Consider the following 20482-nt stretch of genomic DNA (forward strand, 5'->3'; position numbering starts at 1 on the left):
CGTTCGAGCGGTGCGTGGCAGAGCGGCACATCGTGAACGAGGGGGCAGAGCGATGAATGATCGCCTGGATTGGAACGACCTGCGTGAGCGCCGCATGGCGGAGCCGGGGGCGGCCGAAACCTACGAGGCCACCCGGATCGCCTTCGAGCTTGGTGAAGAGGTGCGCCACCTTCGGGAGGGGCATGGTTGGAGCCAAAGCCAGTTGGCGCGAGCCGCCGGCATGACCCAGTCCGCGGTGGCCCGCTTCGAGGCAGGTGGCACCGTGCCGACTCTGCCGGTCCTGGAACGCCTCGCGCGCGCCCTGGACAGGAGGCTCGACGTCAGGTTCACGCCGAACGCGGACGCCGCCTGACCGGGCAGGGTTCAGCGGCGATCGTCCGCGCGGTGGCGTACACGTCGGCGGGCAGGGCATGGTCGAGCTGCCAGAGGACGCGCATGGGCCGGTCGCCGGTGTGACTCCCCTCGCGCAGCGAGCCCGGGTCGGTCATCCCGTCTGCCCACCGTGGACGGCTGCGGTAGGGCGGGCCGAGCGGTGCGGGACAGCGCCAGCAGGGAGCCCGGTACTAAAATTTCGCCTTGCCGTCAGCATGCGGCTGGCCGACACGGGGAGGTGTCATGCGGCGTCGCCAACTGCTGGCGTCCGGGGTGTTCGCGGCGATCGGGCTCAGTGCTGAGGGGCTGTTGAGAGCTGCCCCGGCCGCCGCCGAGCCAGCCTTGCTGAAGAGCGTCGGCGTCCAGCTGCCGGTGGACGACCTGCGGGCGATCGAGCTCGACGAAGCGCGCGGCCGCCTGTACATCGCACAGGGGGTTGGTGGCGCACTGCCGCTGGTGGTGACCGATCTCGACGGCCGCCTGCTGTCCCGGGTCACCGCGGTCGCTGACATTTCCGACCTCGTCCTCAGTGCCGACGGACGCTTCCTGTACGCGGCCCAGGGCTTCAACCGGATCATCGCGTTGGATGCCGCCACGCTCACCATCGTCGCCAGCTATCCCGCACCCGTCGGCGCCCACCTGTACACGGTCGAACCGACTGGCGAGAAGGTCGTCGGCGGGTTCATCGACGCCGGTATCGGCTCCGGCGGTCTGCTGGTCTGGTCCGCGCCCGGAACCTCGCCGGTGGTCTACACCGCGGGTCCCAACTACCATCCGATCATCGACGCCAGCCCCGGCGCGCCCGGTCTCCTCGTCGCCGGCGACACCGGATACTCGCCCGTCACCACGTATGTCATCGATGTCTCCGGTGACAGCCCGACGATCGTCGCACAGCGGGACTACACCGGCAGCAACCTCATCGACTACGCCGTGAGCCCGGACGGCACCGAAGTGGTGGAGACGGTGGGCAGCCCGTACGAGCACCACTCGTACCGGCTGCCGGATCTCGCCGACGCCAACGTCTATCCGAGCGGCGTCTATCCGAAGGACGCCGCCTGGTCCGGGGACGGCTCGACCGTCGCCATCGGCCGCGCCTTGACCGCCTCCGGTGACGCCGATGTCTACCTCTACGCCAAGGGCAGCACGGTCCCGACGTACGCCGTCGACTTCCGCAGCGACGACAACCTCTGGGCGGGCACGCTGCTGGTGAACCGGGACGGCACCCGGGCCTGGGCGGTCACCTCGACCGATCCCTACCAGGAAACTCAGCTGCTGCACTCCTTCGGGCCGGCGCACCCGCCGACGCCGCCGGTCACCGACCTGGCCGTCACCGCCCAGCTCGGGGGCGGCAAGGACAAGCAGACCGCGCAGCTCACCGTGACGTGGAGTTCGCCCATCGGTGACGACAACTACTGGTGGATCACCGCGTCGACCAACGGCGGGGGCGAGCGGGAGTTCTGGCGCGACAAGCTGGACGCCACCGGCAGATACACCCTCACCTACTCGCTGCCGCGCGGCACCACCACCTTCACGGTCCGGTACCGCGACTACTACCAGTTCTACCCGGACGGCTACGCCACCGCGACGCTGCAACGATGAGCGCGCCAGCGACAGCGCGGGCCAGTTCGGCCGCCGGCCCTGGCCGGTAGGGCAACTCCGGCCCCGGAATTCCCTCGCGGCTACGCCCTGCTGTCGCAGACCGGCACTCTTCAGGCCGGCAAGCCGCACTCGCGGCCCGGACGTAGCTGCCTGGGCTGCCGAGCCTCGTGTTGTCCCGACATCTGAAACTCGCACCACCCTCGACGGCCAAGCATCCGAAAAGGATTGGCGGGCGACTGTAGTCTGCACAGCGGGTAGCGAAGACCACCCGGAAGAGTGATGGGGTGCGCGCCCTGGGCGCTCCAGGCCCAGACGACTGTGGTGTCGAACGCACGGGGGGAACCATGTTCGAGCGGCTGGGCAGATTCGTTGTGGGCAGAGCGTGGTGGGTGATTGCCGGGTGGGTGGTGGTGGCGGCAGCCATCATCCTCACCACACCATCGCTCGGCGACATCACCTCAGCGGATCAGGAAAGCTTCCTGCCCCGCTCGTACGAGTCCGTGCAGGCCACCGAACTCGGGCAGAAGGTGTTTCCACAGCAGGCCACCGCGACCGCGGTCATCGTGGTCAAGCGCGCCGACGGGCAGAAGCTGACGCCAGCGGACGAGTCGACGGTGGGCAAGCTCGCCCAGGCGCTCAAGGCCAAGAACATCCCGCACACGTCTGGCTACCAGACCGGTCCGCCAGCAGTGGCACCGGACAGGTCGGTGCAGATCGTCAACGTCGGGCTCGACGCCCCCACCCCCGACGACCCGACGCTGCTCGACGCCGTCCGCGATCTGCGAGCGGACATCGGCCCGGAGTTGGCGAACAGTGGACTGACCGCGGGCGTGGCCGGCGACGTGGCGAGCTTCGTCGACAACGAGGACACCTTCAACAACGCCTTCGCCGTGGTTGGCATCGCGACGATCATCCTGATCATCGGACTGATCCTGGTCATCTTCCGCAGCCCCATCGCCGCGCTGCTGCCCGTGGTGGTCGTCGGCGTCGTCCTGAGCATCACGACGGGTCTCGTCGCCGCCGCCGGCAAGGCATTCGACCTCAGTGTCAGTCAGGACCTCCAGACGATCCTGCTGATCGTGCTGTTCGGCATCGGCACCGACTACATCCTGTTCCTGCTCTTCCGCTACCGGGAACGGCTGCGCGCAGGCGACGACAAGCGCACCGCGATGATCGTCACCGTCCAGCGGGTCGGCGAGGTCATCACCTCGGCCGCCGGAGCGGTAATCGTCGCGTTCCTCGTGCTGCTCCTCGCCTCCCTGGGCTTCTTCGGCTCGCTCGGCCCGGCGCTCGCGATCGCGGTCGGCGTCATGCTCGTCACCTCGCTCACCCTCGTCCCGGCGGTCGTCTCGCTGCTCGGCCGGTACGTCTTCTGGCCGTCGAAGGCCTGGCAGCGTACGCCCAAGGCCACCATCTCGCACCGGCTCGGCAGCACGGTCGGGCGCCGGCCGGCACTCGTCGCGGCGATCTCCGGCATCATCCTGGTCGCGCTCGCCGCAGGCGTGCTGAGCTACAAGGCCGACTACGACTTCAGCGCCGGCTTCCCGCAGGACACCGAGTCGGCGAAGGCCGCGCAGGACCTCCAGCGCGGGTTCGCCGCCGGTGCGCTCGCCCCCACCGAGGTCTACCTGACCACCAGTAACGGGTCGCAGCTGACCGAGCAGCAGGTCAACGACTTCGCCGCGGCCGTAGCGAAAGCCCCGGGTGTGGGCCAGGCACAGCCGCCGGAGCGCAGCACCGACCCGAGTGTGGCCCGGGTCAACCTGCTGCTCAACGAGAACCCGGTCTCCAACGAGGCGATCACCCTCGTCCGCGAGGACCTGCGCGATGCCGTGCACGCGTCGGCGCCGCCCGGCACCCGGGCGCTGGTGGGCGGGACCACCGCGATCTTCGCGGACATCAACTCGGCGAACAACCGCGACCTGTCGGTGATCCTGCCGGTCGCAGCCGGCCTGATCGCGCTCATCCTCGCGCTGCTGCTGCGCAGCCTGGTCGCGCCGATCTATCTGGTGATCGCGGTGCTGCTCAACTTCGCCGCCACACTGGGCGCGACCGTCTACCTCTTCCAAGGGATTCAGGGCGAGCCCGGTGTCACCTTCCAGTTGCCGATCATCCTCTACCTCTTCGTGGTGGCGATCGGGACCGACTACAACATCCTGATGATCGCCCGACTACGCGAGGAAGCGCGGGAGGGCAACGCACCACACGAGGCCGCCGCCATCGGTGTGCAACACGCCGGCCCAACCGTCGCGGCAGCCGGACTGATCCTGGCCGGCACGTTCGCGGTGCTGCTGCTCGCGCCGATCTCCTTCCTTCAGCAGATGGGCTTCGCGGTGGCGATCGGCATCGTGCTGTCGGCGTTCGTCATGTCGATGTTCTTCGTCCCGGCGCTGACCGCGCTGATCGGGCACAAGGCGTGGTGGCCGGGCCACGGGGACGAGCGGCCGGCCGGCGGGCGACACGCCCGCGCCGTCGACCAACCGAGCTAGTCGCAATGGGCCAGCAGGAGGCGAGTCAATTCGACACCGCTGTCCCTGACCCACGACAGGAGCAGCACTAGGCGGCGATCGTGCGGGCGGTGGCGTAGACGTCGGCGGGCAGGGCGTGGTGGAGCCGCCAGAGAATCCGCATGGGCCGGTCGCCGGTGTGCGACTCGTACGTCATGGTGCCGGCGTACAGGTACGCCGGAGCGCCCAGGTCCCGGTCGGGGACCCGGGTCTCCCGGACGAACAGGTGCACTGCCGAACCGCCCGTTCTGTAACGCTGCCCGGTCGCCGACGCCGCCGAGGTGGTGCTCTGCGACTCCCACTGGAACAGGGTCTCGGTGACGGCCCGGTCGGCGTACATGGTGGTGGGGGAGTAGTGCGCCTCCGACTTGACCAGGGTGACGAAGAACAGGTCGGCTCGGGCATCGGGCAGCCATTTCACGCCCTCGCGCAGCGAGCCCGGGTTGGTCATCCCGAAGGCGGCGCATGCCTCGTTGCGGCTGTACCGGGCGTGCACCCGCAGCGGCACCGCACCCGGGGCGGCGGTCGGCGTGACCCGGTGGATGCGGTCCCGCAGCACCTCGGCCACCTGCCGCAATTCGGCACAGCGCGCCGGGTCCTTCCACAGCCGCGTCAACCGCTCGTCCCGCGTCGCCAGTGGCGCGGTTGGCCCCCACAGGCTGAAGTGCAGCATGTCCAGCAGGCGGCCGTTCCCCTCGTACACCTGCTGACCTGGCGCGGGCGGTCCGGCCGCGACACGGGTCAGCAGCTCCAGCCGGTCGACGTCGTCGGTGTGCAGCATGCGACCGATGGCCCGGCCCAACTCCCGGTCATCCTCGCCGGGCGCGGACGTGTCGATGCCGGCGAGCCGCCGCAGCCCGGTCCAGCCGCCGATGCTGGCCGAGCGGTACACGTCCTCGATCTCCAGGCCGGTCTCGCGCAGGAACGTCGCCAGGCTGACGTCACCGAGTTGCCGCAGCTCGGACAGCAGGCCGGCCTTCGAGGTGGGCAGCGCGCTCTTCAGGTTGGCGAGCACGACCTCCTTCGCCACCCGGTCCAGCTCGACGTGGCAACCGCTCGGCAGGCTCGGGAAGTCGTCGCGGACCGCCTCGGTGATCGCCCGCCGGCTCACCCCGGTCAGGGCACGCCACCGCCTGTCGAAGCGGAAGTTGGCGTGCTGCCCGCCGATGAAGTCGAGCACGGTCAGGCAGGGCTTGTCGTCGTCGAGGCGCAGGCCACGGCCGAGCTGTTGCAGGAAGATCGTGGCGCTCTCGGTGGGCCGCAACATCAGGATCGTGTCGACCATCGGCAGGTCGACGCCCTCGTTGAACAGGTCCACGGTGAAGAGCACCCGCAACTTGCCGGCCTTGAAGTCCCGCAACAGCCCCTGCCGCGTCGCGCGGTCCACTCCCGACGTCACCGCCGCCGCCTCGACGCCGTGCTGCCGGAACCAGTCGGCCATGAACTCCGCGTGCCCGATGCTCACGCAGAATCCGAGCGCCCGCATCCGCCTGACGTCCACCTTGTCGCCGACCGCACGCAGCACCGACCGTGCCCGAGCGTGGTTGCCGGTGTAGAGGACGTTGAGTTCCGCCAGGTCGTAACCCTGCCCGCGCTTCCAGGTGACCTGCGACAGGTCAACGTCGTCGTGCAGCCCGAAATACTGGAACGGCGCCAGTAACTGCCGCTCCAACGCGTCCCACAGGTGCAGCTCAACGGCCGCGCGCCCGTCGAACCACCGGCGCACGTCGCCGCCGTCGGCCCGGTCGGGGGTCGCCGTCAGACCCAGGAGTACGCGGGGACGCAGGCGCTCCAACAACCGCGTGTACGTCGGAGCTTCCGCGTGGTGGAACTCGTCGACGATCACCATGTCGTACGCCTCGGGGTCGACCTCCCGCCGATGCAGCGACTGGATGGAGGCGAAGACGTGCTTCCAGCCGTTCGGCCTGTCGCCCGCGACGAGCGTCTCACCGAAGCTGCCGTCCCCCATGACCTGCCGGAACGTCGACAGGCTCTGCCGCAGGATCTGCTCCTGATGAGCGACGAAGAGCAGCGAGTCTGCCCTGCCCGCCTTGTGCAGTCGGCGGTAGTCGAGCGCGGCGACGACTGTCTTGCCGGTGCCGGTCGCCATCACCACCAGGTTGCGCCAACGCCCGTGCACCAGCCGTTCGGCGTCCAGGTCGGCCAGGATCTCGGCCTGGTACGGGTACGGGCGCACGTCCAGGTTCGAGATCTCGGTGGGTGCCTGGTCGCGGCGCTCCCCGCTCAACGCGTGACGTAGGCGCTCGGCGTCCCTGGTCGCGTCGTACGTCTCGAACGCCGGGTCGTTCCAGTAGTCCTCGAAGGTCGCCGTGAACGTGTCGATGACGTGTGGCTGCTCGATGTTCGAGATGCGGACGTTCCACTCCACGCCATCCACGAGCGCGGTCTTCGACAGGTTCGACGAGCCGACGTACGCGGTGGTGGTGCCGTTGGCCCGGCGGAACAGCCACGCCTTGGCGTGCAGCCTTGTCGTCCTCGTCTCGTACGACACCTTGATCTCGGCGCCGAGTTCCTTCAGCCGGTCGAGTGCTCGCTGATCGGTGGCGCCGAGGTAGGTCGTGGTGATGACGCGGACCGTGCCGCCACGGGCGATCAGCTCGCGGATGGCCGGCTCGACGATGCGCAGGCCGTACCACTTGATGAACGCGCAGAGCAGATCGACGCTCTCGGCGGAGGCCATCTCGTGGTTGACCTCGTGGCCGATGCGCGGCTGGTGACGGCCGTTGACCAGCAGCGCGCCGGTGGAGAGGGGAGTGGTGGGGCGCTGCGGGAAGGTGGGCTCCGCAGGTGGGATGGGCGGGGCGGCGATGGCGTGGAGCAGGTGCTTGGCGTCCGTCACCTGGTCCTGATCGGTTGCCGCCTTCGGGCTGAGGGCGGCGATGGCGTCGGCGATCTGGTTCGCCATCTCGACCTGGTGGTGGAGCTTGTCGTCGCCGTTGGGGACGGCTTGGAGGGCGCGGGCGGCCAGGGTCGCGAGGTGGCGGGCGAGGGTGTGGTGGGCGTCGGCGGGGTCGAGTTTGTGGTGCTGGATCAGGGCGGGGTCGACGTGTCGGAGGCGATCGGCCAGCTCACGAGTGATCAAATGCTCGTAGACGCCCCGCTCAAGATCCGTCATCACGGCACGGTAGCTCTCTCTGCGGTTGTACTGCCGCTCGCCGCGCTGTGGAAGCTGACGTCGGGCTGTCGTTCGCACCCTTCGGTGGGAACACCAGCACCCGTACGTGCGGGAGGGCAGCGAAGGCCCGTTCTATCAACGGTCGGATGTCGTCCCAGTCGAGGCCGCCGTTACCGCAGCCCAGCGCCGGCACCGCGACCGAGGAGATGTCGTGCGTGCGGACAACGCGGACGAGGTCGCTGAGCCCGGCCTGCACGTCTGTCACCTTCGAGCCGGTACGCCAGTGGCCCTTCGTCGGAAAGTTAATCACGTAGCGGCCTGATCCTGGACGAGCCGAATCAAAGAGAAACATTTGACCGAGCTTCACCTCTTTGGCAGCGCATGCTGCCCGGTAGGCGGCGTAGTTGGCCGGGTAGGCGCGCTTGAACTGGAGAGCGATCCCCTTGCCCATCACACCCACGGTGTTGACCGCGTTGACCAGAGCCTCGGCGTCAGCGGTCAGCAGGTTGCCCTGCGCGATGATGATCAAACTCGTGCCTTCCCCATGGTGATCCTTGGTACCAGTTGGGTCTGACATCGACGAGCACGGCGTTGAGGCTCGCGGCAGCCACGTCTCAGCACGTGCTGGAAAGGCCTTCGCCCTCAGGTGGTGATATCGGAGAATTCCGCTCGGGCTGAGGCGTGACGAGGTCGGCGAATGGCCGCCAGGGCTGGGCGTGGCTCCCTTTCTGCACTGAGTTGAGGCGGTTGACGAATTCCGCAGCCACGGCCGTCGAGGTCGTCAGGAGCGGCACCGCGGCTGCGATCATCTTCAACTCCCGTGCTTGCCGCAGAAGCGGCCAGGACGGGTCCGAGGTGACGTCGAAGCCGTACGTGGTGGCCAATGCGCGGTGTCCCCCTGTTCCTCCGAACCTTGCCTCGCCGACCGCAACCGCTGCTAGATCGACCTGCCAGGGGCCGATGCATGTCGCGTCAAAGTCACACAGGACCGTTCGGCCCGACGTCTCTCTGAGCAGGTTGCCTGCGTGGGCGTCCCCGTGGATCAGCGTCTGCGTCCCGCCCTCGATGAGGGTCGTGACTTGTGGCTCCAGGCGGTCACACCAGTCGACCAGGAAGTCCCGCTCGGGCTTGCTGAGCCCGTCGGCGTCGGCCAGCCTTCGCCGTGCGTCGCCAATTGGGTCCCAGATGGGCAGCGGGAAGGGTGGCACGCCGAGTGCGTGAAATTCACGCAGGACCGTGCCAAGGTCCTCCGCCGTGAGGGTAGGTGGTTGCGGCGGGAGGTATTGCCAGACCGAAGCGACGAGATCCCCGACTTCGATTGGCTGCTCGACGTCTCGCGCGAGACGGATCGTCGCGGCGTCGATCTCGGCGAACCAACGCGCAAGCCGGACCACCTTCCGCACCCTGTCCTGAAGCTGATGGGTCCGTGCGATACGGATGACGATTCCGGCCCGGGGCAGCGCGAAGACGGCATTGTTGGTCAGTCGCAGCAATTGTGCGCCGTCGGCCGAAACGCCCAGGGTGCTGGCGATGTGCCGCATAGCCGCCGTCATCGCCGCCTCGGAGAACCGTCCGCTCATGCGCCCAGCGCAGTCGCTGGGCTGAGCGAGCGCTCGAAGGTGGCCACCTCAGGAAGCGTTCTGTGCCGAGTGAGATCACGACGCAGGTTGACCACCCGATCAAGTACCCGCTTGGAGCTCATCGCCCGTGCCTGCGTCAGCACCCGCGCACCCACGGCGAGCGCCTGCTCAGGTTCATCGGCCAAGAACAGCGCGCTACACAGTCCGACCTCGTTGAGTACGGTGCTGCGGACGTTCGCGGCACCGAATGCCGCGACCGAATCCCTACCCCAGCGCACGGCCTCGGATGCGTGCCTGCGATCCCGCCGTGCCATGTCTCGATATACGCGCCCGTACTGAGCGAACAGCTCACCGCGGTCGTAGAAGCCCATCCACGCAGGCTCACGATCTTTGTTGATGCGCTCGAATTGGTCGCTAGCCTTTCCCAGGGTTCTCACGGCCGTCTCGTGGTCGCCGAGTGCCGCGATGGAGGCTGCCTCCGCGCCCCAGAGCAGGGCCTTGGCCGCCGGGGTTGCGTGCGGCCCCAACTGTGCGTGCGTGAGTTGCAGTGTCGCGAGGGCATCCCGGTTCTGCCGAAGGTGTTGGAGCTGCTTGGCCTGTGCGTATCGGATCATTGCGACCAGCGGCGCGTTTCCAGCAGTCAACGCCGCCCGCTCCCCGGCGACGAAGTGCCGTTGCGCGTCGCCGTGTCTGCCCGCGTCGAGCGCGGTCCAGCCAGCCAGTTGTCGTGCGGTCGCCACCGCCGCGATGAGGGGCGGCGTGAGCCCAGTCGGGTGCGACCAATCAAGCATCCGATATACCGACTCCGCGAACCGGGCCACCTCCCGATACAGCAGGCCGCCCCCGGTCTCGCGGTCCACCGACCGATAAAGCTCCAGCACCGCGTTCAGTCGAACGATGTCCGCCGTGCCGATTCTTCGGGGCTGGACCCGCTCGCTGCCGCCGAGCAGACCTGCTCCCGCAGCGACGGCGGCGATACCGGCCAGCAGGGCCCGCCGCCCCTCGTCCGGCTCAGCACCCTGTGGACCGGTTGCGGTGCGGGCGCTCTCGGCCTTGCCCATTGACCGGTGCGGCTGTCCAGGGAGGGCGAACCATAGGCAGGGACCTGGTATCCCGAGAAGCTGTGCCCAGTGCGCCAGTCGATCCAGGTGCACCAGCGGCGGGCCGTTCTCCACCCGACTGAGCTGCGCCTGCGTGATCCCCAGCCACCCCGCCACCACGCTCTGCGGCAACGCGACCCGACCGTGGTACGGGTGGCAGCGGTACGCCCGGATTACCCGCCCGAGATGCCGCTCCAACAGGGCAAGTCGCACCGGCTCGTGCTCCCAGAAGCTCGCCGGCACGACCGGCGGCGCGCTCAACCGGTCCCGTTCGGCGGCCTGGCACGGCGTACACCGGCCGCTGTCGTTGTCCCGGGCCAGCCGTCCGCCGCACCGGGGGCAGTTCGCGTGGGTCACCGGCGGCTCCGTCCGTCTAGCCTGATCGAGCCTATCCATTGAACACGCTGCGTGCAGCGCTGGTATACGCACGACGCATATCCCAAGGACCGCCCAACAAGGGAGCAGATGCTCAGGCGGGACGAAGCAACCGCAGCGCCTCGATGACCATGGCCCACCGACCCTTCTCATCCATCGGGTCGAGCACCTTTCCCTTGGCGACGATCACACCGGCGCCGCGCAGCACCGCCAGGTGACCCGCGTACGCCGGATGGGCGGCCAACTCCGCCTTCACGTGGGGAAACACAAGGATCGGCAGTCCCGCCCCCAGCGACTCGTTGAGGACACCGAGCGCCAACGTGTCGTTGATGCCCAGCGCCCATTTCGTCACCGTGTTGAACGTGATCGGGGCGGCCACCACCACATCCGCCGGGGGGTGGGGCTCCGGGTCGCCGGGCATGCGCCACTCCACGCGTACGAGATGGCCGGTCTTGTCTTGCAACGCCTCCCGGTCGAGCCACGGGGCGGCGGTCGGGCTGACGATCATGCACACCCGCCACCCGGCGGCGATCAGCAGGTCGACCAACTCGTCGATGTGTTCCGCCGGCCCCGCGGCGCAGACGACCAGATACAGCACCGGACGTTCCGTCATGCCCGCAGTCTGCCCGACGGGGATGACGTCATCGACCGCATACCTGCCGCGCATGCTGCCGACGATCACCACGGCATGCCGTTGTCCCTGGTCAGCCGCGAGAGTCGACGCATGGCCCGGGGCGGGTGCCTTGTCCCGGAGTTGCGCCGGCCCTCAACGGCGCAGCTCCGTCCCCGCCCGCCCCGGTGCCGCTCGATCCGTCAACGTCTCGGAGCCGGCATGCCCACCCTGATCGACGACGACCATCCGTCTCCCGCGAGCCTGGCCGCTGCCTGGGCGTCGGTCGACGTGCGGGCTGCCGGCGACTTCTGGTGCACGCTCGAAGACCGCCGACCCGGCCTGCTCCGGCACCGCGACGCGCCACTGTTCTTCACCGCGCTGGGCCAACTCATTGTCGGCGGCGACGACCCGGCGGGCCGATCCGCGCTGCTCAACGTGCTCGGCCGCGCGTACCGTCACTTCGACCTGCTCCCGCACTCCACCACCATCGGCGACGCGCTGCTCGCCACCGTGGCCCGGCACGCCCGCCCACTGTGGACACCACGGCTCACCCTTGTCGCGGAGCGCGCCCTGTGCCGCGCCACGCATGCCGTCCGCCAGGCCGCCGCGCGGGTCGGCGACGGCCGGGCCTGGTGGCACGTCCAGGTGATCGGCCACGAGCGGCCGTCGCCCGACATCGCCATCCTGACGGTACGTCCCTGGCGGCGACTGCCCTTCCAGCCAGGTCAGGCGGTCCCGGTGTGCACGCCGCGCCTGCCGGGGCGTTGGCGCTGGCTCTCACCGGCCAACGCCCCGCGCGCCGACGGCACCGTCGAGCTGCACGTCCGTGCCGTCCCCGCCGGCACCGTCTCCCACCGCCTGGTCCACGAGGTACGCCCCGGCGAGCAGCTCTGGCTCGGCCCACCCGGCGACATCGGGCTGAGCCTCGACCCGTCGCGCGCGAACGATCTGCTGCTCGTCGCCGGTGGCACCGGGCTGGCGCCGCTGCGCGCCCTGGTCGAACAGGTCGCCGCCGCACCGGACGGCAGGCGGGTGACGCTTGTCGTCGGTGCCCGCAGTTTCACCGACCTGTACGACGCGATCACCCTCGACAAGCTGCAATGCGCCCACCACTGGCTGACAATCGTGCCGGCGTTCTCCGCCGATCCCTGCGCGGAGCCGGCCGAGCAGGGCGACGCCCTGACCATCGCCCTCGACCACCACCGGCCCGGCCAGGACATCTACCTGTGCGGCCCACCCGCGATGCTGGCCGGTGCCCGGTCACGGCTGCTGGCCCTCGGCATCCCCGCGGCTCGCATCCACCTGCCCAGAGGCTTCACCTACTGATGGCTGCGCCTTCTCATTGATCGATCGACATGAGAGGCTTAAACGCCTGAGCGTGTTCGTCTCAGTGCGGGGGGTAAGCAGTGGGTGATGCTGGCGGTCCGTCCCGATGGTCAGTAGAGAAGTTTGGGCTGCCGCTGGCAACCACCCTGCGCACCGCGATCCCAGCGGCGTTGCGCCGCGCGGTCGAGCTTGCACAGGACGCTCGCGATGCATCGGAGTTGGACACGGACCATGCCTTCGGCCCTGTCCGATGGAAGCAGCAGTACGAGGTGCTGCACGAGTACCTGCGTGACCTCCCCGACGTGGCGGACGTACATCCACCGGGTGCCCAGGTGCGGGTCACCATTTGCAGGGGGCATCTTCTGTTGCCTTGGCGATACGCGACCCGGAGCGACCTTGACATGCGCGACGCCCGCCCCGGAAGGGACCTCAACCGGCTGATCCGAGACCTGTTGATCCTCTTTGGGCCTGAGCCAGGTCATGAGGAGGTCACTCTGCCGCTGATGCCGCTCACCCCGGAGGAGGCCCGCGACCGGTCAGCTCTTCGGGAGGCTGTGGAGCAGTTGGCCGACGAGCCGAGGGTGCTGCTCGTCGGGTTCGCCTGCAACTCCGACGAAGGCCTGCTGCGGGTCTCGTGGGGTGAGGCGGCTCTGCTGGGCGGAACCGAACTCAAGTGGGGCCACGTCGAAGACCTGCCAGTCGCAAGAGCACGATGATCCTCGACCGGCCTGGGCGCGCAGCGTGGGGGTTGCACGGTGAGCAGCGGTGCCCCTGATAGCTCCGCGGTACCGCGAAAAATGATTCAGGTCAGTAGCGTCTGGGCGTGTCCGACACTCCCTCCGGTGATCCGCTGTCCGGCTTCAGCCCGGCTCGGCCCTACACACGGGACGCCGCCCGTGCCGCTCCGCCAACGCCCGGTGTGCATGTGGTTGTCGAGAAGGGCGTGGTCGTTTACGTCGGTTCGACTGGGGATCTACGTCGGCGTCTGCGCCAGCACCTGACCGGCAATCGGGGCTCATCGGTACTGCACGACCAGGTCGGCCGGCTGCTCGACCAGGGCGGTGCTCCGGCGGCGGCTGCTGACATCGCCGATTGGTTGGCTCGCTGCGACCTCCGCTGGCTCAGGACCGACGATGCGCAGGAAGTGAAGGAGGCGCTGGTCGCGACCCTTGGACCTCGATTCAACAGGCATGTGCCGAAGGAGTCGGAGTTACCCGAGGTCTCCGCAAAGCAGCGGCAGTTCGATCGCCTGAAGTCCGGCCGATACTACGGCGGGGTGCTCGACGCGGTCCGCGCGTACTTGCACGTCTCCGTGCCCGATGCCGCTGACAAGGAGCGGAAATACTGGGCGCTGTCCTGCCTGCCGGCCACAACTGCGGGGAGGCTCGCCGCAGTCAGCATGAAGCGGATGGAGACGTTCGTTCTGGCCGAGCCCGCCGAGCCGGCTGAACACTCGCTGATCGCCGGGTTTGTCATTGTCAGCTGGTCTGCCCTGCGTCAGCACTGGCCGACGTTCCAGGCGTTCACTGACGCCTTCCCTAATCTGACCATCCACCACTCCGACTATGCGGATCCGGGGCCGGACCAGGCCCGGGTCGATGGCTGGCACCACGACCTGATGGCGGCTTTCCGCGACGAACGCTTCGCCGCAGCCGTGCGTGATCTCACCGAGCCGCTGCTTAAAGTTCGAACGCTGCATGCCGCGGGACACAACGACCAACTCGCCGAGCAGGTGTTGAAGGTCGACGACCTGCCGAAATTCCCGGACGACAGCGGGGCGATCGAGCCGGAGCCCGCGTCCGAGGGGCGGCGAAGGAGGCTAGCCGAGGTCACCGCGCGGCAGGGGCAGGCGGACTTCCGTAGCCGATTGATGAAGGCGTACGGCAACCGCTGCGCTATCACCGGCTGTGATACCGAGGCCGCGCTCCAGGCTGCACACATCGACCCGTACGACGGGCCGGCCACCAATCAGGTCAACAACGGCCTCCTGCTCCGCGCTGACCTGCACAACCTGCTCGACCGAGGGTTGCTCTGGATTGACGAGTCGTACGTCTTGCATGTGGTGGCGGGCAATGCGCACTACTCCAGCTATCACGGCCAGCGAATCCGCCTACCGGCGAGGACCGAAGACCTGCCAGACCCGGAAGCGCTGCTTCGGCACCGACGGGACGTGGCACGCATTCCTTGACGTCGTGGGACGCCACGAGCCAGAGCCCGGCCCGATGCCCGCTCGCGCCGGTTGGTCGTCGTGCGGTCAGGAGACGTCGCCGAACTCGCGTACGCCGTCGACGTCCAGCGTGATCCGGGTGTTCTCGGCCCACTGACTGGTGGCGGCGAGCCAGCTCGGGTCGTCGCGCTCGTCGATGTCACTCCAACTGTGCCGGTGATGCCGTAGTTGGATCGGCCCGGTCGACTCGCCCGGCTCCAGCGTGCCGTCGGTGAAGGTCAGCTCGACCCAGCCGAAGACCGGCGTACCCGGGATCGGGTAGCCCGGTGGTGTGGGTGTGGTCAGCGGGGGCGGCCCGGCCGGTGGGATGAAGAACTGCACGGTCTGCCGGATCCGGTCGCAGCCCAGGACGGCCCAGTCGCAGTTGGGCACCAGCGAGGTGTTGGCGCCCTCGAAGCGCAGGTGGTATCGCACCCGCGCGGTGCTCAGGTCGAGCGGCCCGGTGCCGGTGTTCGTGACGTTCAGGGTGTGCTGGATCTGGTTGTTGGTCGGGGACCAGTCGAGGTTGAGGTAGCTGACCGTCGCGCGGCCGGTGGCGGTGCGCACTGTGGTGACGGGCGAGGGGTCGGAGAAGCCGCCGAGCGCGCGGGCGGCAACCGCGATCTGGTACGTCGTGCCGGGGGCCAGGTCGGTAAGCGTGATCGTGGTGTCGGTCGACGTGCCGAGCCAGCGGTACGTGTGCGGACCCAGCGGAACCTGCACCTCGTAGGTGATCGGCTGCTCGGCGGCCGGATCGCCGATCCAGGTGGCGGGCGCCCAACTGAGGGTGAGCTGGTGTGGTTGGTTGACCATCACCGTGGGGCTGCCGGGGGTGCTGATCGCCGGGCCGTCGGCGCGGGCGGTGTCGACGGCGAGCAGGCTCGCCAGCGCGGCGAGGGCGACGACGGCGGTCAATCGGCGAGCAGGCATGGCCGAATGGTAGCGGCAATGCATGCGGATCAATGTAATGTCTCACGTGCTGGCGGGGGATGCGGTGCGGCGCGTCCCAATAGCGCATTGTCAGGATTCTGCATCTATTCGCGCTGGCGATCAATCTGGTGCCCTCAATACGCTGAGCGGGCGGTCCATCCATCGCGAGGTGTCGAATGGTCATTCCCCGTCCCGTTGTCGCGGCGCTCGCGGCCGTACTCTGCTGGTTTTTGATCGTTTTTCCGACGCCTGGTCCGGCCGGCGCTGCCTCGTCGGGACGTCAGGAAATAGCCGATTATCTGGCAACCCATCCGGGCGGCAAGGCGATCAACGACAACGAGATCAGTTACGACGGTGGGGCGTTCGTCGTGACCCTGCGAAGGCCGATCGGGACGCTCGCCGTCGCCGACTGTCCGTCGGGGTGGTACTGCTTCTACGAGTGGCCCAACTACGGTTATCCCCGGGGTCGGCTCTCCGACTGTGGGCGGCAGAGCCTCGCCACCTGGTACTGGCAGTTCCGCGTCGAGTCGGCGCACTACAACCTCACGAGCGGTTCGGTCTCGTTCTACTACTACGACACCAGGCTCTTCGACGTCGGCGCGGGAAACCGGGTCCGCGGCGACGCGTCGCCCTATCGCAACTGGCCGAACTACGTGCAGCGTCGCTGCGGGTGACGTCAGGCGCAGCCGTTCCCGGTGGTCCGGTCGGCCCGCTCCTTGCGCACGAACAGCACATAGTCGAGGGTCTGGTTGTCGGTCACCGTGGTCGTCGCGTGACTGAGCAACTCGCCGGTGTGCGGGTCGAACTGCACCGTCTCCCGGCGGTCCTGGGCGTCGGCGCTGAAGGCCAGCCCGGGTCGGTCGCCCCAGTCCGGGTACGCGCCCCGGTCCTGGATGCCCGGTGTCGCCGCCAACTCGAACAGCAGTGCCGAGATCTGGCCCGGGCTGAGCAGGTGGTAGCGGAAGACTCGACTGACCACGTTCACCATCCCGGCGGCGGTGCGCAGCTCCGGCGGTAGCTCGCCCAGTTGCGCGGCGAGTTGGCGACGCAGCTCCGACGGGTCCACGGAGGGGACCGGCGGCACCTCGGTCAGGTCGCCCTGGCCGTACCGGAACGAAGCGGGCGCGCCGGAACGACGACCCTTCGTGGTGGTGGTGACGACCCGGCGACCGGACAGCGCGGGACTCCACCACAGGTGCTCGTCGCGGTAGCTGTTCCGATCGACCCCGGGCGCCAGGTCCGCCGGAGCCCAGACCCGCAGGCAGGACAGGGTGTACGCCCCGTCGGCGGTGCTCGGGGCGATCCCGGCGACGGCCAGCGCGAGGTCGGCGAGGCGCTGTGCCCTGCCGGCGTACCCCGAGGTGTTGCTCGGCGACGGCACGGTGCCCGGGGATGCCTCGCTCGTCGGTGCGACCGGGGTCTCCCCGCGCCCCCGGACCGTGGCAGCGCCGACCGCCACCAGCGACGTCAGCGTCACCCCGCCGCCGAGCAGGATCACCAGGACCGCCAGCAGCTTGGGTGGCAGCCGGCTGATCCGGCCCGGGGGCGCCGGCGGTGCCGGAGGGTTCGTGCCCGAGGGGCGGCGGGGCCGCGGAATGGCGTTCGTCCGGGTGGCGACGAGGTGCCGGGGGACCGACCGGTTCGCGCGTCGGTTCCCGTCCCGGACCGGAGGCCGCCCCGACGCGCTGCTGCTGACGCTGGCGCTGGCCGCCGTCCCCGTCGCCGGGCCGGGCCGGCCGCCGACGGGCGCAGTCCCGTGCCAGCCACCGGGCACCTGGCGCTGGGGGATCGCCACCGCCCCCCACCGCCACGGCGGCGCGTCCGGGGTGGACGGACGCCGCGCCTGGTCGAGGTGTGCCCGGTCCAGTGGGGCTGGCCGGTTCTGCTGGCTCGGCTGCGCGCCCACCGCGTCGAACCGGGCCGGCCGGTCGTTGCCCGGGAACGCGGGCTGCGGGTCCACGACGGCGACCGGCACGGTGACCAGGCCGGCAGCGGCAGGTGGGACGACATCGGGGCGGAACTCCCGCTGGTAGGCGAGCGCCGCGTGGGCGGCCAACCGGAAGTACCAGGCCCGACCGGCGCGGCCGGCGTCCTCGTAGGTGCAGCAGACCAGCGCCTGGCTCAGCAGGGAGAGCAGGTACTGCGCCCGCCAGTTCACACCCCAGTTGCCGTCCCTGGCGACCGCCAACCCGACCGCGTAGCTGGCCTTGATCACCTTGGCGGGCAGCGGCGGCAGCCGGTCCGACGGGCGTTCGCGCGGGTCGACAAGCAGGGTACGCAGGGCGTCGGCCTGCACGGTGCGGGTGCCGGCCGCCAACTCGGCGAGGACGGCGTCCAACAGGAGGCTGACCAGGTCCCGGGTGAGCGGCGCGTCGACCGCGAACCGGTCGGTGTCCACCAGGCAGAACCTCTTGACGTGCACCGACCACGCACCGGAGGACGGAAAGAGAGCGTTACCCCCGTGCAGATCCCCGTGGGACACCCCGCAGAGCTGGTCGAGCGGATCGCCCTGGAACAGTGAGCTGCCGTCGCCGAACCGGAGCGGGTTGGGGACCACCGTGTTGGTGGCCGGGTCGAGCAGCCAGTCGGCGTCCAGGTCACGCAGACCGAGAGCGCCCGCCACCGTGTACACCTCGGAGGTGGCGCCGGCGTCGGCCAGCTCCCGGCGGACGAACTCGCCGACGCTGGTCCGGCCGCTCCGCCGCCCCGCGCGGTGCCAGGAGTTCCACACCCCGTCGAGCAGCGTGCGGTAGGCGTCCTTGAGCTGGTCGTCGCCGACCTTGGCGAGCGGGACGACCAGCTCCGCGCCGTGCGCGATGTCCTGGAACATCAGGTACCGGCCGTCGCCGACCGGGTATCGCGGGTACGGCTGGCCGACCAGGTGGCGCTCGGCGAAGCCGGCGTCCACGGCGACGGCCGCCGCGTGCCGGGCGGCTTCCTCGATCGCCTGCCCGGCCGGCAGCACCTTGACGTACAACTGCTCGGCGTCGCGGCCGTCCCGTCGCTGGACGATGACCGGGATCAGCTCCGCGCCGCTGCGCCCACGACGTCGGGTGGCATGGCACGGAGGGCGGACGGTGGCATCACGCCCGGCCGCCCACTCCCGCAGCGCGACCGAAACCGTCGCATCCTGTATGTACCGTTCGAACTCGTCAACGGGACCGTCGCCCATGTCCGCCGTTGGACCTTCCACGAAGTGGTGAAAGTGGACGCGGACGGCAGGGGTGGCACGTCCGAGTGAGGGATGCGCGGTAAACGCGAACGTCAAGCTACCGCAACTTTCGGGCGAACGCGGTATTTATTCGCAGCTTCCCCCCGCATCTACCCAAAAGTAATAAAGGGTCACCTTCCGCTCTCGCCGTATCGCAATCGGTGACATCCATGACAGCGGATATGGGCTGCCGGGGTGGATCGCAGGCCCGACGGTCCGTTACGCGACGTAGTCGGTTTGAAGATAACGCCTGGTGGTGCAGTTACCTACCGTTAACCCGTCACCACGAACGGCCCGACGTCGGCGTCGTCACGCTCACCGTCGGGCCCCAGACGGGAGAAACACCATGCGTACCACCACACAAGCCCGAGCGTTCGTACTCGTGCTCGGTCTCGTCGCGACCGGGGCGGTGCTCGTCCCGGCGAGCCCGGCGTCCGCCGCGGTCCCCGGTTTGGTCCGGATCGCCGCGACGAGCGTCAGCAGCTCGGCCGACTTCCACAGCGCCACGGCCACCTGCCCGGGCGCCAAGGTGCTGACCGGCACCGGCTACGAGCTGAACGGCGTCACCGGCGAGGGCGTCGTCGACGACCTGCGCCCCAACGGCGGCGTGGCCACCGCCCCGACATCCGTGACCGTGGGCGCCTACGAGACCGAGGCGTTCGCTGGCAACTGGTCGGTCACGGCGTACGCGATCTGCGCCAACCCGCTGCCCGGCCTGGTGCGGATATCCACCGTCAGCGTCAGCGACTCGGCCGACTTCCACTCCACCACGGCCACCTGCCCGGGCAGCAAGGTGCTGACCGGTACCGGCTACGAGCTGAACGGCGCCACAGGTGAGGCCGTCGTCGACGACCTGCGCCCCAACGGCGGCGTGGCCACCGCGCCGACGTCCGTCACCGCCGGCGCGTACGAGGCGGACGCCACAGCGCTGAACTGGTCCGTCACCGCGTACGCCATCTGCGCCAACCCGCTGCCCGGCCTGGTGCGCGCGTCGACGATTGGTGCCAGCACCTCACTCGACTTCCGCAGCGTCGTCGCGGGCTGCCCGGCCGGCAAGGTGCTGACCGGCGCCGGCTACGAGCTGAACGGTGTCACGGGTGAGGGCATCGTGGACGACTTCCGTCCCAACGGCGGCGTGGCCACCGCGCCGACGACAGTCGACTCGGGTGCCTACGAGGAGGATGCCGTCGCCAACAACTGGTCCGACACGGCGTACGCCATCTGCGCCACGGCGTAACCAGTCACCAGGTGTTGCCGCCCCGCGAAAACGGGGCGGCAACACCCTTGACCGGTCAGCTCACGATCCGCCCTGGCGTTGGATCCGCCCATCGCCCGAGACCTTGGCTCGACCCAGGTCGCGCTCGGTGCCAGCGGACCCGGTCGCGGTACGGCGGTGACGTTGGTCAGGCGAGTGCTCCACGGTCGAACCCTGACGGCCCGGAGCGCCGCTGCCCGGATGCCGCCGACCTCGCGCCGATTCGCCGCCGCTGTCGTGTTTGTTCTGCTTGTGGCTACCCATGGATCGGG

The 20482-nt window shown here is 69.3% G+C and carries 15 protein-coding genes; 8 read left to right on the forward strand and 7 right to left on the reverse strand.

Features of this window, described 5'->3' with window-relative positions; all coding sequences use genetic code 11:
• Nucleotides 1–52: 52 nt before the first annotated feature.
• The 3 genes from ACGFH8_RS13495 to ACGFH8_RS13505 all read left to right on the forward strand — a co-directional run bounded on the left by ACGFH8_RS13495 (nt 53) and on the right by ACGFH8_RS13505 (nt 4460).
• Nucleotides 53–352, forward strand: coding sequence for a helix-turn-helix transcriptional regulator (locus tag ACGFH8_RS13495; protein ID WP_357071943.1), 300 nt, complete (start codon nt 53–55; stop codon nt 350–352).
• Nucleotides 353–615: 263 nt separating this feature from the next.
• Entirely contained in the window at nt 616–1971 is a 1356-nt protein-coding gene (locus ACGFH8_RS13500) for a hypothetical protein (protein WP_393366810.1), read from the forward strand.
• A 410-nt stretch (nt 1972–2381) separates the two neighbouring features.
• Nucleotides 2382–4460, forward strand: coding sequence for an MMPL family transporter (locus ACGFH8_RS13505; protein ID WP_393366812.1), 2079 nt, complete (start codon nt 2382–2384; stop codon nt 4458–4460).
• A 67-nt stretch (nt 4461–4527) separates the two neighbouring features.
• On the opposite strand, the gene ACGFH8_RS13510 is transcribed toward ACGFH8_RS13505, so the two are convergent.
• The 5 genes from ACGFH8_RS13510 to ACGFH8_RS13530 all read right to left on the reverse strand — a co-directional run bounded on the left by ACGFH8_RS13510 (nt 4528) and on the right by ACGFH8_RS13530 (nt 11282).
• Nucleotides 4528–7614, reverse strand: a complete 3087-nt coding sequence (locus ACGFH8_RS13510) for a DUF3427 domain-containing protein (RefSeq protein WP_393366813.1) — start codon at nt 7612–7614, stop codon at nt 4528–4530.
• Entirely contained in the window at nt 7601–8143 is a 543-nt protein-coding gene (locus ACGFH8_RS13515; RefSeq protein WP_393366815.1) for a macro domain-containing protein, read from the reverse strand. The genes ACGFH8_RS13510 and ACGFH8_RS13515 overlap by 14 nt, the downstream gene beginning before the upstream one ends.
• Nucleotides 8144–8228: 85 nt before the next feature.
• Complete coding sequence (locus tag ACGFH8_RS13520) at nt 8229–9194, reverse strand: aminoglycoside phosphotransferase family protein (RefSeq protein WP_393366817.1); 966 nt, start codon at nt 9192–9194, stop codon at nt 8229–8231.
• A complete protein-coding gene (locus tag ACGFH8_RS13525; protein ID WP_393366819.1) occupies nt 9191–10651 on the reverse strand; it encodes a helix-turn-helix domain-containing protein in 1461 nt (486 codons plus the stop codon). The genes ACGFH8_RS13520 and ACGFH8_RS13525 overlap by 4 nt, the downstream gene beginning before the upstream one ends.
• Nucleotides 10652–10763: 112 nt before the next feature.
• Nucleotides 10764–11282, reverse strand: a complete 519-nt coding sequence (locus ACGFH8_RS13530) for a flavoprotein (RefSeq protein ID WP_393366821.1) — start codon at nt 11280–11282, stop codon at nt 10764–10766.
• A 219-nt stretch (nt 11283–11501) separates the two neighbouring features.
• On the opposite strand from ACGFH8_RS13530, the gene ACGFH8_RS13535 reads away from it, so the two are divergent.
• The 3 genes from ACGFH8_RS13535 (at nt 11502) to ACGFH8_RS13545 (ending at nt 14796) form a co-directional block, all read left to right on the forward strand.
• Complete coding sequence (locus tag ACGFH8_RS13535) at nt 11502–12608, forward strand: FAD-binding oxidoreductase (protein ID WP_393366823.1); 1107 nt, start codon at nt 11502–11504, stop codon at nt 12606–12608.
• A 269-nt stretch (nt 12609–12877) separates the two neighbouring features.
• A complete protein-coding gene (locus tag ACGFH8_RS13540) occupies nt 12878–13324 on the forward strand; it encodes a hypothetical protein (RefSeq protein WP_393366824.1) in 447 nt (148 codons plus the stop codon).
• A gap of 107 nt (nt 13325–13431) precedes the next feature.
• Nucleotides 13432–14796: an HNH endonuclease gene (locus tag ACGFH8_RS13545; protein ID WP_393366826.1), complete on the forward strand. Its 1365-nt coding sequence runs from the start codon at nt 13432–13434 to the stop codon at nt 14794–14796.
• A gap of 66 nt (nt 14797–14862) precedes the next feature.
• Here ACGFH8_RS13545 and ACGFH8_RS13550 read toward each other — a convergent pair whose 3' ends face one another.
• On the reverse strand, nt 14863–15744 hold the full coding sequence (locus tag ACGFH8_RS13550; protein WP_393366828.1) for a fibronectin type III domain-containing protein: 882 nt from the start codon (nt 15742–15744) through the stop codon (nt 14863–14865).
• A 176-nt stretch (nt 15745–15920) separates the two neighbouring features.
• Here ACGFH8_RS13550 and ACGFH8_RS13555 point away from each other — a divergent pair, with 176 nt between their 5' ends.
• A complete protein-coding gene (locus tag ACGFH8_RS13555) occupies nt 15921–16418 on the forward strand; it encodes a peptidase inhibitor family I36 protein (RefSeq protein WP_393366830.1) in 498 nt (165 codons plus the stop codon).
• Nucleotides 16419–16420: 2 nt separating this feature from the next.
• Here the strand turns inward: ACGFH8_RS13555 and ACGFH8_RS13560 are convergent, their stop codons facing one another.
• Nucleotides 16421–18916, reverse strand: a complete 2496-nt coding sequence (locus ACGFH8_RS13560; protein WP_393366832.1) for a hypothetical protein — start codon at nt 18914–18916, stop codon at nt 16421–16423.
• 385 nt (nt 18917–19301) lie between these two features.
• Between ACGFH8_RS13560 and ACGFH8_RS13565 the strand changes: the two genes are divergently transcribed.
• Nucleotides 19302–20192 (forward strand): hypothetical protein, encoded by an 891-nt coding sequence (locus ACGFH8_RS13565; protein WP_393366834.1) that lies wholly within the window; start codon nt 19302–19304, stop codon nt 20190–20192.
• The last annotated feature ends 290 nt before the right edge of the window (nt 20193–20482 follow it).

This window comes from Micromonospora sp. NPDC049175 (genome assembly GCF_043197345.1).
GTDB lineage: Bacteria > Actinomycetota > Actinomycetes > Mycobacteriales > Micromonosporaceae > Micromonospora.